We start from the raw sequence: 14,021 nt of genomic DNA, 5'->3' as shown, positions 1-14,021 counted from the left end.
GTTCCAGGGGTAGGGGGCTGTCCGAAGGGCAGGGCTCCTCGGTCGGTCGAACGGCGACCGGCCGGTTGAGGGCAGACCTCCGTGTGACAATGGTGGACGTGATGACTCAGGCGAGAGGGCGACGGGCCCGGCGCGGCAGTGCAGCCGCCGGCTTCGCCACCTTCGTGGCCCTGACCTCACACGTCATCGGCGGCGGGGCACTGCCCACACTGATGGGTGTACTTGTGCCGCTCGTTCTCTCGACGCTCGTCTGTGTCCTGCTCGCCGGCCGGAGGCTGTCGCTGCCCAGACTGTCACTGTCGGTGGTGGCCAGCCAGTCACTGTTCCACCTCCTCTTCTCCGTCTTCACGCCGATGGCCGGAGCCGCCGGTCCGACGAACGCGGTGGAACGTCACGCAATGCACCACGGCGGAGCCGCGTCGATGCCCGGGTCCATGGCAGGAGCGCACGGTGCGATGTCCGGAATGTCCGGGTCGATGTCGAGCTCGGGCGCCGATGCCATGGCGGCCCACTCGCACACTTCGCCGGCCATGCTTGCAGCCCACCTCGTCGCAGCCGTTCTCACCATCGCCATGATCTATTGGTCGGAGGTGCTACCGGAGCGGATCGGCAGCTTCGTCCGACTCGTCGTCCGCGCGCTGCTGCCGAGCCCGGTACGGCCGATCCCGGTTCCGAGCCGACCGATGCGCCACCTCGGCGTTGTCGACGTCCTGCCGCGCCACCTCGGCGTGCTGCGTTCGCCGGTGCTGACGCGCGGACCTCCCGTGACAGCTTTCTGACTTCTTCATCTTTGACCTCAGCGTCAGCGGATTCCCGCTGGCGCGTGCTCAGCTGACCGACTTCTCGCGGCGGCGAGCACTCTTCACAGAAAGCTTGAGCATGACCATTCACTCATCACCCCTGCCCGAAAGTCGGAGCAACGACTCCGAGAAACCGGGGCTCAGTTCCGCACCACCGAGTCACGACTCCGCCTCGCCGGGACGTGACTCCACCTCACCCACTGCCAAGCGCGGCTGGTTCGGCCAGTTTCTGCGTCGCCTGCACTTCTACGCCGGAATCTTCGTCGGACCGTTCATCCTCGTCGCCGCGCTCAGTGGGGCTCTCTACGCACTCAGTCCGCAGCTGGAGAAGCTCGTCTATGCCGATGAGCTCTCCGTCCCACCTGCGGCGGAGACCCTGCCATTGGCCGATCAGGTCAGCGCCGCCGATGACTACATCGGGCCTGGTCACACGATCAGCGCAGTCCGGCCCGCCCCCGAACCCGGAGCCACGACCCGGGTGATGTATGCCGACCCCGAGCTCGGGGAGAGCGAATCCCGGGCGGTCTTCGTCAAACCCGCCACCGCCGAGGTGACAGGGGATCTCACCGTGTACGGAACCTCGGGATCCCTGCCGCTGCGAACCTGGATCGACCAGCTGCACCGGGCGCTGCACCTCGGTGATGTCGGTCGCTACTACAGCGAACTCGCGGCCTCCTGGTTGGGCATCATCGCCGCCGCCGGATTGGGCCTGTGGGTGATCAGGTTCGTCAAGGCGCGACGGAAGGCAGCGCTGCTGCATCCGACGACACGACACAAGGGACTGCGCCGTACCCTGTCCTGGCACGCCTCGGTCGGTGTGTGGGTCGGGATCGGGATGCTGTTCCTGTCCGCGACGGGAATCACCTGGTCACAGCTGGGCGGAGACAATGTCACCAAGTTGCGCGAGGCTCTCGACTGGACGGCACCGGCGGTGTCGACCGACCTGGCGGAGTCGGACGGGGCTTCCGGGGCCGGTGAGCACGCGCACCACCAAGGTGCGGGTGATTCGACCGAAGCCGACGATGCCGGCTCCGCGACCGGAGCCGATACGACCGGAGCCGATGGGCCGGCCGTCGATCCAGGCGATTTCGACATGATGCTGTCCATGGGGCGGCAGATCAATATCGATTCCGCGCAGGTGGAGATCCTGCCGCCCGAGGACGCCCACCAGGCATGGGTGGTCCAGGAGATCCAGCGCAGCTATCCGACTCAGGTCGATGCCGTGGCGTTCGACCCGAACACCATGGAGGTCACCGATCGGGTCGACTTCTCCGACTACGGGCTCGTCTCGAAGCTCGCTCGATGGGGCGTCGACATCCACATGGGCACGATGTTCGGGCTGGCCAATCAGATCGTCATGTTCCTCGTCGCCATCGCGATCGCGGCGATGGTCGTGTGGGGCTACGTGATGTGGTGGCAGCGCCGCCCGAAGCACGACCCGTCGAGGAGGTTCGGTATCGCCCCCGCCCGCGGAGTCCTGTCCGGTGCACCTTGGTGGGGTGTCGCGTCCGTCATCGTCGGTGCGGTGGCGGTCGGTGTGCTGCTGCCGCTCGTCGGGCTCAGCCTCATCGCCTTCGTCCTCGTCGACGCGCTTCTGGCGCTGAGGGCACGACGACGGGGAGTGAGGACGTAGGCGGTCGGGTACGACCGTGACTCGCCTGTACGCCGGACCTGTCTAGCCGACCGCTGCTTCCGTCGACCTGGCATCGTCGATCTCTGTGCCTGAGACCACGCATGCCAGGCCGCGGTGGCGGCGGGTCGTGAACACCATGACGGCGGAGACCGCGACGAGGAGGGATAGGAGCAGACCGGAGAGCGGGAACGTCCACTGGGACAGCAGCATGTACCCGCCGATGCCGAAGAGGAACCGCAGGATCCGACCGACCGGCACGGGGCGTCGCACCTGCACGGCGGTGATGAGCACGATCCGTTCGCCGATGGTCACACCCCGGCTGAGAACCGAGAGCAGCTGCGCGGCGAAGGGCAGGGCGAAGCCGAGGAGCGATACGAACGGCCCCGGCTCGGTGATCCTGCCGTCACCGAGGACGGCCTCGACGATGCCGAAGGCGAGGGCGACCGTCCAGCTGAACAGTCCCCAGATGAGCAGGTCGCAGAGGATGCCGGTGAGTCGGCGAGGCACCGTGAGCGGGCGTGGGGCATCGGCTTCCTGTAGGCCGCTGCGCCGGTGGAGGAGGAGCAGGCTCGCCAGGGAGCCGAGGATCGCGCCGAAGGTGTTCATGATGAGGTCGTCGACGTCGAAGACCCGGTAGGCGCACGGGTAGATCCCCCAGATACCGGTGAGCTGAGTGAACTCGATGAGCGCCGAGGTGGCCAGCCCAGTCATCGTCGCCACGACGATTCCCCGACCGGCGAGCTGCCTGACGAACCAGCCGAGCGGAGCGAAGAGGATGACGTTGAGGGCTACCTGCAGTACCGCAGGGTTGGTCATCAGGCTGCGCACACTGCCGACGTCGAAGCTGAGGATGTCGGCGACGAACTGGAAGGGCCGCAGCTGCACCGCCGCGCAGGTGACCTCGTCGGCCGAAGGGACCGGCAACAGAGTGTACGTCCACAGCGCCATGGCGTAGATGGCGGCCGCCAGCCACATCAGCGTGCGCCCGAACGTCAGACCGCCTCGGCGGCGATAGCTGATCGCGACGAACGGCACGAACGCGAGCACGGCGATGCCGCAGCCGACGAAGACGGCCACGAAGGCGGGAACGACGAAGCTGCTCATTCCTGCCATCCTATGAGGATCTGTCAGTACCTGCACGCAACCGTCATCGATGTCGGCGCAGAGAACCATCTCTTTTGCATAGACCGGGCCCGCGAGCACCTCGCCGGTGGGCGCGACGATGATGCTGCCGCGGATCGCCGTGTCTCCGTAGGGCGCTCATCTCGAGCGTGGCTCCGAACCAGGATTTCTCGAGCAGAGCCCGTATCGGGGCGCCGACGGCGATAGGCGCCGGGGCCGGTGTTGATGACAGCTGCATCGATGAGTCGATCGCCGATCTGTTGATTTATTGCCTGTCGGATACCGCGAATCCAGCAATCCGCCGAACTTCTATCCAGCAGATAGCCGCACTCCTACTAGCCTTTTAACCTGGCGAAGTGAGGTTCTCCTCGTCGGTGGATTGTCGATTCGTCATTTTGGGCGAACGGCAATCTGCGTTCGAACTCACCCTTATTGGCTGTGACCGTCAGTCGAAAGAACGTACTGGTTGGGCGATGCACGCGTCAGGCTACGCGCTCATCGCCCAACTGGTAGGTCCGATCACTTCCAGTGCATGACGGAGCGTGTTTGCATACTTTCACGGAACTGTCCGGTCGATTTCTCGAGCAGCTCCCCGGTGCCCCAATCGAGGACGACGCCATGTTGCCGCACGACATCGTGAACGGTGATCTCTCCGTCGCGATAGCGCTGAGCGACCTCGGCAGGATCGGCTTCGAGCCATGTCACGCGTTCGGCGCGAATTTGAGTTCGAAGCGTCTTAGTCGCCGCCTCATCGATTTCGTATTCGTCGAGTTCTGCATCGATCTCGTTGATGACGACTCCATAGTCCTTCGCCGCGCGGTCGAGCGAGACGTAGCCGTCGATGACGTCATCGAGGACTTCCTCGGTGGTCCTCTCGAGGGGATCACCGAAGCCTCCTCCGCCGGCGCTCGGGCGTTCGAAAGTGTCGCCTGGGCTGATAGAGACGTTGGAGAAGGTGGCGCCCAGATACTTCCGATCCTCGGAGGACGGATTCAGCCAGACTCCGTGTGGGATGGAGGGCAGGCCGCCGTTGATTCCCCACGTCGTCGATCGGCCGCGGTCGCAGCAGTAGCTCATCACCGCGCCCGCCGCGTCTGTCAGGATTCCGCCCTTGTTGACTCCGCAGCCTCCGCGGAAGCGACCAGGACCGCCCGAATCCTTGTTGATGGAATGCTGAGTCGTGATGACGGGTGTTAGGCGTTCCTGGCCTTCGACCGGCTGAACGGCAAGTCCAGTGCCGAAGACCGGAGACGTTGCCGACGAGCCGTCCTTCGTCGACCGCCCTCCCCAGCCGCCGGCCATCCAGTCGTACCACATGAAGTAGGGACTCGACTTCACTCGCGCGTCGTGCCCGCCGACGAGAAGGTATTCAAGGTTGAATGCGCAGGCCATGGCTCGCTCTGGCATGATGTGCGACCACAGCTCGAAGATCGCGTTCATCACCTTCTCATACGGACCCGAACAGAATCCGGTGACCGCATGTGGCCACCCTGCATTGACGACGGTTCCTTCCTCGCCGATCTCTGCCGTGACTGCTTGGTAGAAACCAGAGTTGAGTGGCACCTCGGGGAAAAAGGTCTTGGTCCCGGCGTAGATCGCCGAAAACGTCGTGCCGTACCCGGAATTGAGGAATGTGGAGACCGCCTCGGCGGATCCGGTGAGGTCGTAGTGGATACCTGCCCCGTCGAGGGTGAGCTTGACTCGGATGGGAGCGAGCCCCTCACCCTTCGCCGGATCCCCGTCGAGATAGTCGACAGTCTCCCACTCGCCTCGAGGAAGGTCACCGAGGCTCGCGAGAACTGTGCGACACACATAGTCCTGAGTCTCCTGCATTGCGGCAAGAACGGTGTCCTTCGAATACTTGTCGACGAGTCTCAGGACTTCACGCTCACAGACTGCTGTGGCCTCGGCTTGAGCGTTGAGGTCGCCGAGCGCCTGATCGGGGGCACGCGTGTTCGACACGAGGAGCTGAGCCACATCGTGAAGGAATCGTCCCTTGTGCCAGACCCGCAAGGGGGTGATCCGCAGCCCTTCGCCGAAGTGTTCGGACGCAGAGACATCGAACGACCCAGGCACAGAACCGCCGATATCGGCCCAATGACCCTTGTTCTGCGCGAAGCCGATGATCTCGTCCTCGGAGAAGATCGGGCGGACGAAGCTGACGTCGTTGAAGTGGGTGCCACCTCGGTAAGGGTCGTTGATGAGGAAGACGTCTCCCGGATTGATGTCCTCGCCGAACTCCTCCATCACGGCCTTGCATTGGAAATGAAGGGTGCCGACGTGGACTGCGATGTCTGCACTGCCCTGCATCACCGTGTTGCCGAATTTGTCACACAGTGCTGATGAGAAGTCACGCGAGTAGATGACGAACGAATAGCAGGTGCGCAGGATCTGTTCGCTCATCAGGTCGACGCTGGTGGCGAAGGCGTTCTTGAGGACCTCGAAGGTAACAGGGTCGAGCGTCGAAGTCTTTGCTGACGGTGTTGTCGTAGTCATTTGTCGCTCCTCATTGTGCGCTCTGCGTTGAGCCGCTGACAGCGGTCTCGGCAGCGCGACTGGCGGTGTCGGAAGCCAGAGTGATTCTGATGTTGAACCATTCGTCGATGACCGCCGACGCATCGGGCGGGATCACCGTTGTCGAATCGATCTGATTGAGAATGGCCGGCCCGATGAAGGCGGCGCCGGAGGGCAGATTCTCCCTCTGGTAGACCGGAGTGCGATGCCAGGTGCCGCCGAAGTAGGCATCCCGGATCTCAATAGGGTCTCCCGGGTCGGCGGAACTCACAGGAGAGGGTTTGAAGCTCGGTTTCGGAGTCTTTCCGAGTGCCTTGAGATGCAGTTGGTAGATTTCGACCGGAGTGTCGTCCTGTCGGAACGCGTACTGCTTTTCGTGCTCCTCGTGGAAGAGCTGAACCGCCTCGGCGAGAGCGTTCGGGCCGTCGCCCATCTTCACCTGCAGTGACCGCCACTGACCCTGGTAGCGCATGGAGATTCCGCGCTGGAAGACCGAGTCGTCTTCGGCGACCTTTTCATACCGGAGCCTGTTCCGGCCCTCTAGTTCGAGCTCGCGGAAGTGCTCTTCAACTGCTCCGGAATCGGCGGTGTCGGCCGCTCCCGTGTACATCTGTGAGAGATCGTGCTGAATGTCCACGAGGAGACAGCCCAACGCCGAGGTGACACCGGGGCTGGGCGGCACGATCACACTGGGGATGCCGAGTTCTTTTGCGACATCCGCGCCGTGCAGCGCACCTGCTCCGCCGAAGGCGATGAGGGCGAAGTCCCGAGGGTCGAGGCCGCGGCGAATGGAGACCAGGCGGACGGCGTCGGCCATGTTTGCATTCGCGACCTTGATGATGGAGTCTGCAGCTTCGTCAACATCGAGCTCGAGCGGCGCAGCGATCGTCTTCTCGATAGCCGATTTCGAACTCGCCCGGTCGAGGGTCATCTCACCATCGGCCAAGTCGGTGCCGAGCCGGCCGAGCCAAAGGTTGGCATCGGTATTTGTCGGCTCAGTTCCACCCAGGCGATAGCAAGCGGGGCCGGGATCGGCGCCGGCCGACTGCGGGCCGTTCCGCAGAGAGCCGGCAATATCGATGTGGGCCAATGAACCCCCGCCGGCCCCGATGGTGAGAACCTCGATGCTGGGGAAGACGATGGGATGGCCGTATTCGACCTGCCATTCGTTGGTTTCTCTCAGCTCCCCGTCGGCGACGAGAGAGATGTCGGTCGAAGTGCCTCCCATGTCGAGCCCGACGGCATTTGCGAACCCACACTGTTCGGCAACGTGTTGTGCGGCGATCGCACCCGCAGCGATGCCGGAGGCAGCCAGTCGAACCGGGAATCTCTTGACGACCTCAGAGGTCATCGAGCCGCCTCCCGAGTGGAGGAGCAGCAGTTCGCCGGAGTATCCGTCGTCGGTGAGGCTCTTGTCGAGCTTCTCCACATAACCGGAAACCAGTGGTCCGAGGACCGCATTGGCGACGGTGGTGTTGAAACGATTGTGTTCGAAGATCTCCGGGAGGATCTCTGCCGACGTGGAGATGCTGGCGTCGGGCAATTCCTCGGCGAGGATCGCACGCATCCGATTCTCATGAGCGGCGTTTGCGTACGAGTTGATGAAGCAGACGGCCACGGTGTCGACTTTCCGTTTGCGCAGCAGTCGACCTAGGTCTCGCGCTGCATCTTCGTCGAGGGGAGTGATCACATTGCCGGAGAAGTCGATTCTCTCGAGAACTTCAAAACGGTCGCGGCGACGGATGTATGGTCCGGAAACATCGGAATAGGCGTCCCAGAGATCATCTTTCGTGCCGTCGCGGATTTCGATGACATCTCGAAATCCTTCGGTGGTCACCATGGCTGCTTTGGGGAAATTACGAGTGATGAGGGCATTGGTGGCAACGGTGGTTCCGTGTGAGAAGAGCTCGACATCGGTGAGATCGATATTCGCTCGTCTGACCCCGTTCAGGACAGCGGTCATAGGATTGTCTGGGGTAGAGGGAACCTTGGTTACTCGCATGGATTGGGTGGATTCGTCGAAAATGCAGATGTCGGTGAAAGTACCGCCGACGTCGACGGCGACGCGCAGATTGGCCACGAGATCTCCTTCGATTGTGTGGACTGAACCTCATCGTGTCTTCATTGTGTGGAATTGGTCAATGGAGGATCTGAAGGACTCTGACGTCACTATTGTGAAATACACAAATATTGGGAGAAACTGCAGGTAGGAGTTCCATTTCGCCGGAAATTCGGAATCGAGCGAACATTCTGGGCGCGGGCGAAGTCGCGCCGCATGTCGGAAGGTCCTAAATGAACAGTCGAGAGCAAGTCTTCGAAGCGTTGCTGTCATCGCTAGGCGCGGACGATCCACTCGGATCCGTGATCAAGCAGGCGTCTCGGATCACCAGAGGATCGGCGCTCATCGTCAATGAACTCGGAGAGGTCCTTCGCGCGGTCGGTGTTGCTCCACCACAACTCATTTCCCAATGGGTAGTCAGCGACGCATTCGCGCGACCCGGGGCCACGGACTCGCAAGCTGATGACCACCACAGTAGTTCCGACGTGCGGCAGAGCCAGATCGGCAGGTGGATCGTGGTGGGGGTGCCGGTGAGGATCCGCCGGCGCATGCATGCCATCGTCGTCGCCCTGCATGAGGATTCCGATCCGATCCGTGACCTTCGATTTGGTGGGAAGCTGAGCGAAGTCGAAGGTTCAGCGGCTATGCTTGTCCTCGATACTGCGGTGAAGATCCTGCGAGCATTCGAAGGTTTCGAATCGTTCTCGATCAGCACGCGTCGGGAAGAGTCGGCACGTCTCATGCGCGAGCTCCAGGCAGGAGTAGCGCCGGGTCGTGAACCGGCGACGTGGAGAACACTGGAGAACTTCGGCATCCCTGCCTACAGCCCTGTGCGAGCAATAAGAGCGCGTCTGCCATTGATGTCTGCAGAAACAGCGCCGCAGGAGTCTGTGCTGAGGGCGGCATCATCCGAGCCGTCCAGGGCGGCGATGAACGGAATCGTGCTCAGTGATTCTGGGATGAACTCGACGACTGACGAGGTGACGGCGCTGTGCGTGTCGGACTTTCCGATCGAAGAGTTCCTGGCGGAGGGCGTGACCGCCGTCGGAATCTCGGAATCGTTCACTGCTCTCGGTCAAGTTCCGGAGATGTTGAGATCTGCCGATGTTGCCGCGGCCGCGGCGAAACCAGGTGAGATCGTCCACGTGGAACAGATGCGTCCGGTCGAGTGGGCGGCGGCCAGACTGAACTCTCGCTTCGATCGGCAGATTGCCCGACGGTATGTGGAAAGACTCAACGTCGGCAACGATGCCTGGCCGACCTTGAAGACGTACATCGAGTGTTCCGGCAACATCGCCGACACTGCTCGACGACTGAACGTGCACGAAAACACGGTCCGCTACCGGCTCGGTCAGATCGAAGGACAGCTCGGGGCGCGGCTGACCGATCCGCGAATCGTGGCGGACGTAGTTGTCGCCCTCGAATGCCAGCGGAGGGGACAGAGAGGCTGACTCCTTCATTTGCGTGCATCGATCCATCACTCTGCGCGCAAGTGGCCTGTCTGCAGACTGGCCACTCGTCTGCTGAGTGATGGGTCGCTGCGGGCGTGGGGCAGGGGCGTTCGCGGCGGGCTACGCGATCTATCACCGATTGCCCGTTCGCCCATCTGCTCGATCGACGGTCGCAGCGCCCTTGTGGGACTCTCGTCAGCGTAGGGTGGTCTCATGCCGCAGTTTCTGCTCACTTCCACGCCGCCGACAGGCTCCTCCGACGATGCTTCCGAGAGCGGGGGACGCGGAAACGGACGTGGTGACGGACACGGAAACGGTCGCGGAACTGCGCACCTGGGACACCAACCCCCACCCCGCGAACGCGGCCCGGTCATCCGCGGCCGCCGCTCACTCATCGCCCTCTGTGCGATCCTGCTCATCGCCTGGGTCGGGATCTCGGGAATCGGCGGCCCGTACTTCGGCAAGATCTCCGAGGTGGCGACGAACGACCGCTCGAGCTTCCTGCCCGAATCGGCCGAATCGACCCGCGCCCAGGAGCTCATCGATGAATTCAGCGACCTCGACTACGTGCCCGCGATCGTCGTCCTCGAGAACACCGACGGCGTCAACGAGGACGACGCCACCGACCTCGAGGACCTCACCGCTACGCTCGAAGACGAGAGGCTGCTCGCTGCCGACGCCTCACCGGTGATCCCCGCCGAGGACGGCGACGCCCTCCAGCTCATCCTCCCGGTCTCCTCGGACAGCACCGGAGATGACGTGGAGCGCATCCGCGCCGTCATCTCAGAGACATTCCCGACCGCGGCCGCCTCCAGCGGGACCGCTGACGTCAAAGCCCCCACCGTCACAGCCGACGTCTACGTCACTGGCCCCGCCGGGTTCGCCGCCGACCTCTCCGAGGCCTTCGCCGGCATCGACGGCATCCTCCTGCTCGTGGCCCTCATCGCGGTCTTCGTCATCCTCATCATCGTCTACCGCTCACCCCTGCTGCCGGTCATCGTCCTCTTCACCTCGGTCGCCGCGCTCGCTGCCTCGATCTTCGTCATCTGGCACCTCGCCGACGCCGGCATCCTGCTCATCAACGGGCAGGTCCAAGGCATCCTCTTCATCCTCGTCGTCGGCGCCACCACCGACTACTCCCTGCTCGTCGTCGCCCGCTTCCGCGACGCCCTGCTGACCGAGACCGACCGTGTCCGCGCGGGCCTGTCTGCTCTCAAGGGCGTGATCGAACCGATCGCAGCCTCCGGCGGCACAGTCATCGCCGGTCTCCTCGTCCTCCTCGTCACCGACCTCGCCTCCACCCGCGCACTCGGTCCAGTCGCCGCGATCGGCATCCTCGTGGCCATGCTCGCAGCCCTGACCTTCCTGCCCGCGGCGCTGATGATCATCGGCCGCTCCGTGTTCTGGCCATTCCGCCCCCGGGTGCGCACCACCTCGGCGACGGTGGCGAAGAAGGGCCTGTGGGCTCGGATCGCCGAGGTGGTCGGCAAGCGGCCGCGGACCATCTGGATCACCCTCGTCATCCTCCTCGCCCTGCCGCTCATCGCCGTTCCGCAGTTCAAGGCCTCCGGGGTGGCGCAGAGCGAATTCGTCCTCGGCGAATCCGAGGCCCGCGACGGTCAGTTTGTCCTCGCCGAGCACTTCCCCGGCGGATCCGGCTCGCCCACCCAGATCGTTCTGGCCGAGGGTGAACTCGAAGATGCGGCGAAGGCGATCGGCCGCCTCGGCGGGGTCGAATCGATGTCCGTGACGTCGGAGGACTCACCCAGCGGGAACCTCGGGATCGACGATGAGGGCGCGCTCGAGATGCCGCGCGCGGGCGGCGGTCCCACGGGGCCGACCGCGCCGCCGTCTCCCACCGAGGTCGACGGCAACGTCCTGCTCGAGGTCACCCTGTCCGACGCTGCCGACTCCCTGGCGGCCGAGTCCACCGTCACCGACATCCGGGCGGCCGTCCACGACGTTGACCCGCAGGCCCTGGTGGGCGGGGAGACCGCGGTCGACCTCGACACGAACACCACCGCCGAGGCGGACCGGACCCTGGCGATCCCGCTCATCCTGCTCGTCATCACCATCATCCTCATCCTGCTCCTGCGCTCCCTGCTGGCCCCGGTGCTGCTCGTCGCGCTTACGGTGCTCTCCTTCGGCACGGCCCTGGGAGTCTCAGCGCTCGTGTTCAACAACATCATCGGCTTCGACGGGGCGGATCCCTCGGTGCCGCTCTACGCCTTCGTCTTCCTCGTGGCGCTGGGCATCGACTACAACATCTTCCTCATGTCCAGGGTGCGGGAGGAATCGCTGCGGTTCGGCACCAGGAGGGGCGTGCTGGACGGCCTCGTGGCTACGGGCGGGGTGATCACCTCGGCGGGGATCGTGCTCGCCGCGACCTTCGCCGCCCTGTCGGTGATCCCGGTGATGTTCCTCGCCCAGCTCGCCTTCATCGTCACCTTCGGAGTGCTGCTCGACGCGATCCTCGTGCGGTCCTTGGTCGTGCCGGCGCTCGTGCACGATGTCGGGCGCAGCGTGTGGTGGCCGTGGCGGAAGCGGATTCCGAAGGACTGAAGCGGATCTACTGGACTCGCGGTCGGTCCGGAGGCAATGCAATACCCCCGCACGAGCGGATCGTGCCGGGGGCATCGTGGGGATGGTGCGGGTACTGCTGTCGAGGGGTGGTCGACGTGGCCCTCTCGAGGGCCGGGTATTACCATTGAACTACGGCTTTGTTGCCGATGCAACAAGATGTGAGAGAGGGAACAAGGGTGTCCGATGAGCGAGCAGAGGAATGAGACGACGCCCGTCAGCAGCCTCATCAGGCGTTTCGGGCCGATCCAAATCGCGTCGTGGCGGCTGATGATGGAGAAGCACCAGGACTTCATGGCCCAGTTCGAGCGTGGCTTCGGTCGGCGCCACGGGCTCACGCTCAACGAATTCGATACCCTCATCAACTCCGATCCCGAGAAGCCGGTGCGTCAGCGGGACCTGCTGCGCAGCATGGTGCTCAGTCGCAGCGCGCTCAGCCGACTCCTCGGGCGGTTGGAAGCGCGAGGCTTGGTTGTCCAGAAGCCGGACCCCGACGATCAGCGGGGAGTGCTCGTCACCCTCACCGAGGCCGGGGTGCAGCTGCGGAAAGAAGCTGAGGCGACAAACGCCGAGATCATCATGGCCGGCTTCGCCGGGGTCAGCGCCGATGAGGCCGAGGAGATCTTCGCGCTCGTGAGCAAGATCCGCCCGGTGCCGGTTGCCGACGAGGCAGGGAAGCCCGGCTGCAACGATGCAGGGAAGCCCGATGGTCGGCCGGTTCCCGGCGAGGAACACTCGGGCTGAACCACCCCCTCGACACCGGGCGTACGATACGGGCATGAGCAATGTCGAGACTGCCCCACAGCAGGTGCTCTGCCGGCCTGGCGGCCTGCCCGCTCCGAGCTGCGACCAGAAGGATCGGTCCCCGGTCGAGATCATCACCGCCCGTGAGGTTCCGCTCGGCGGCCCCCGCGCGATGACCGTGCGCCGAACCCTGCCGCAGCGACAGCGCTCCCTCATCGGACCCTGGTGCTTCGTCGACCACTACGGACCCGCCGACGTCTCGACCACCGGCGGCATGGACGTCGCCCCGCACCCGCACACGGGACTGCAGACGGTCAGCTGGCTCTTCGAAGGCAACATCGAGCACATTGACTCCGGCGGCAACACGGGCCTCGTCCGACCGGGCGAAGTCAACCTCATGTCCGCCGGCAGCGGCATCTGTCACTCCGAGGTCTCCACCGCGGACACTTCCACCCTCCACGGCGTCCAACTCTGGCTGGCCCTGCCCGATAACGTCCGCAACCGACCCGAACGCCGCTTCGAACATTTCGCCCCCGAACCCGTGGCCCTCGACGGAGGCGAACTCATCGTCTTCCTCGGGCAATTGGCGGGACAGTCCTCCCCGGTGACCACCCATTCCCCGGTCCTCGGCGCCGAAATGCGGCTGCGCCCCGGCGCCACGATCGACCTGCCCGTCGACCCCGAGTTCGAACACGGAGTCCTCGTCGACTCCGGAGACATCACCGTCGAGAACGTGCCCCTGCCGCGCCACAGCCTGGGATATACGGGACTCGGCGTCGAGACGATGCGCATCGGCAACCTCGGCGAGGATGAGGGTCGGGTGGTCATCCTCGGCGGGGAGCCGTTCGGTGAGGAGATCGTCATGTGGTGGAACTTCGTGGGCCGCAGCCACGACGAGATCCGCGCCTACCGCGAGGACTGGCAGGCCGAGAGCTCCCGCTTCGGCGCGGTCGACGGGTACGTGGGCAAGGGTGGTCCCGGCCGCAACGCCGATGGACTCGGCCGGCTTCCCGCGCCGAGGTTGCCCGACGTTCAGATCAAGGCGCGGAAGAATCCCCCGCCCCACGTTCAAGGCGGACCCGAGCGGATCGACGATCCCTGACAGCCACCCCAACGAA

General features: G+C 64.3%; 9 protein-coding genes. 6 read left to right on the top strand and 3 right to left on the bottom strand.

Annotated elements, in window-relative coordinates:
* The first annotated feature begins 101 nt into the window (after positions 1 to 101).
* Together CV023_RS09660 and CV023_RS09655 are read left to right on the top strand one after the other, a co-directional pair.
* The gene (locus CV023_RS09660) at positions 102 to 779 is read left to right on the top strand and encodes a hypothetical protein (protein WP_230745295.1); all 678 of its coding nucleotides are present in this window, start codon (positions 102 to 104) and stop codon (positions 777 to 779) included.
* A gap of 100 nt (positions 780 to 879) precedes the next feature.
* The gene (locus CV023_RS09655) at positions 880 to 2,433 is read left to right on the top strand and encodes a PepSY-associated TM helix domain-containing protein (protein WP_230745294.1); all 1,554 of its coding nucleotides are present in this window, start codon (positions 880 to 882) and stop codon (positions 2,431 to 2,433) included.
* A gap of 42 nt (positions 2,434 to 2,475) precedes the next feature.
* On the opposite strand, the gene CV023_RS09650 is transcribed toward CV023_RS09655, so the two are convergent.
* From CV023_RS09650 to CV023_RS09640, 3 genes are all read right to left on the bottom strand, one after another.
* Positions 2,476 to 3,537, bottom strand: coding sequence for a VanZ family protein (locus CV023_RS09650; protein WP_230745293.1), 1,062 nt, complete (start codon positions 3,535 to 3,537; stop codon positions 2,476 to 2,478).
* 537 nt (positions 3,538 to 4,074) lie between these two features.
* Complete coding sequence (locus tag CV023_RS09645; RefSeq protein WP_230745292.1) at positions 4,075 to 6,051, bottom strand: hydantoinase B/oxoprolinase family protein; 1,977 nt, start codon at positions 6,049 to 6,051, stop codon at positions 4,075 to 4,077.
* A 10-nt stretch (positions 6,052 to 6,061) separates the two neighbouring features.
* Entirely contained in the window at positions 6,062 to 8,149 is a 2,088-nt protein-coding gene (locus CV023_RS09640) for a hydantoinase/oxoprolinase family protein (RefSeq protein ID WP_230745291.1), read from the bottom strand.
* 212 nt (positions 8,150 to 8,361) lie between these two features.
* Between CV023_RS09640 and CV023_RS09635 the strand changes: the two genes are divergently transcribed.
* The 4 genes from CV023_RS09635 to CV023_RS09620 all read left to right on the top strand — a co-directional run bounded on the left by CV023_RS09635 (position 8,362) and on the right by CV023_RS09620 (position 14,005).
* Complete coding sequence (locus CV023_RS09635; protein WP_230745290.1) at positions 8,362 to 9,579, top strand: PucR family transcriptional regulator; 1,218 nt, start codon at positions 8,362 to 8,364, stop codon at positions 9,577 to 9,579.
* Between the two features lie 213 nt (positions 9,580 to 9,792).
* Positions 9,793 to 12,141 (top strand): MMPL family transporter, encoded by a 2,349-nt coding sequence (locus tag CV023_RS09630; protein ID WP_230745289.1) that lies wholly within the window; start codon positions 9,793 to 9,795, stop codon positions 12,139 to 12,141.
* Between the two features lie 204 nt (positions 12,142 to 12,345).
* On the top strand, positions 12,346 to 12,903 hold the full coding sequence (locus CV023_RS09625; protein ID WP_230745288.1) for a MarR family winged helix-turn-helix transcriptional regulator: 558 nt from the start codon (positions 12,346 to 12,348) through the stop codon (positions 12,901 to 12,903).
* 34 nt (positions 12,904 to 12,937) lie between these two features.
* Complete coding sequence (locus tag CV023_RS09620) at positions 12,938 to 14,005, top strand: pirin family protein (RefSeq protein ID WP_230745287.1); 1,068 nt, start codon at positions 12,938 to 12,940, stop codon at positions 14,003 to 14,005.
* Positions 14,006 to 14,021 lie beyond the last annotated feature (16 nt).

Source organism: Brevibacterium sp. CCUG 69071, assembly GCF_021023135.1.
GTDB lineage: Bacteria > Actinomycetota > Actinomycetes > Actinomycetales > Brevibacteriaceae > Brevibacterium.
The sequence above is the reverse complement of the archived record's forward strand: the minus strand, read 5'-3'. Positions and strand labels throughout refer to the sequence as shown.

Coding starts and splice junctions, on each gene's coding strand:
- CV023_RS09660 (WP_230745295.1), top strand. CDS start 102: ATGACTCAGGCGAGAGGGCGACGGGCCCGGCGCGGCAGTGCAGCCGCC.
- CV023_RS09655 (WP_230745294.1), top strand. CDS start 880: ATGACCATTCACTCATCACCCCTGCCCGAAAGTCGGAGCAACGACTCC.
- CV023_RS09650 (WP_230745293.1), bottom strand. CDS start 3,537: ATGAGCAGCTTCGTCGTTCCCGCCTTCGTGGCCGTCTTCGTCGGCTGC.
- CV023_RS09645 (WP_230745292.1), bottom strand. CDS start 6,051: ATGACTACGACAACACCGTCAGCAAAGACTTCGACGCTCGACCCTGTT.
- CV023_RS09635 (WP_230745290.1), top strand. CDS start 8,362: ATGAACAGTCGAGAGCAAGTCTTCGAAGCGTTGCTGTCATCGCTAGGC.
- CV023_RS09630 (WP_230745289.1), top strand. CDS start 9,793: ATGCCGCAGTTTCTGCTCACTTCCACGCCGCCGACAGGCTCCTCCGAC.
- CV023_RS09625 (WP_230745288.1), top strand. CDS start 12,346: ATGAGCGAGCAGAGGAATGAGACGACGCCCGTCAGCAGCCTCATCAGG.
- CV023_RS09620 (WP_230745287.1), top strand. CDS start 12,938: ATGAGCAATGTCGAGACTGCCCCACAGCAGGTGCTCTGCCGGCCTGGC.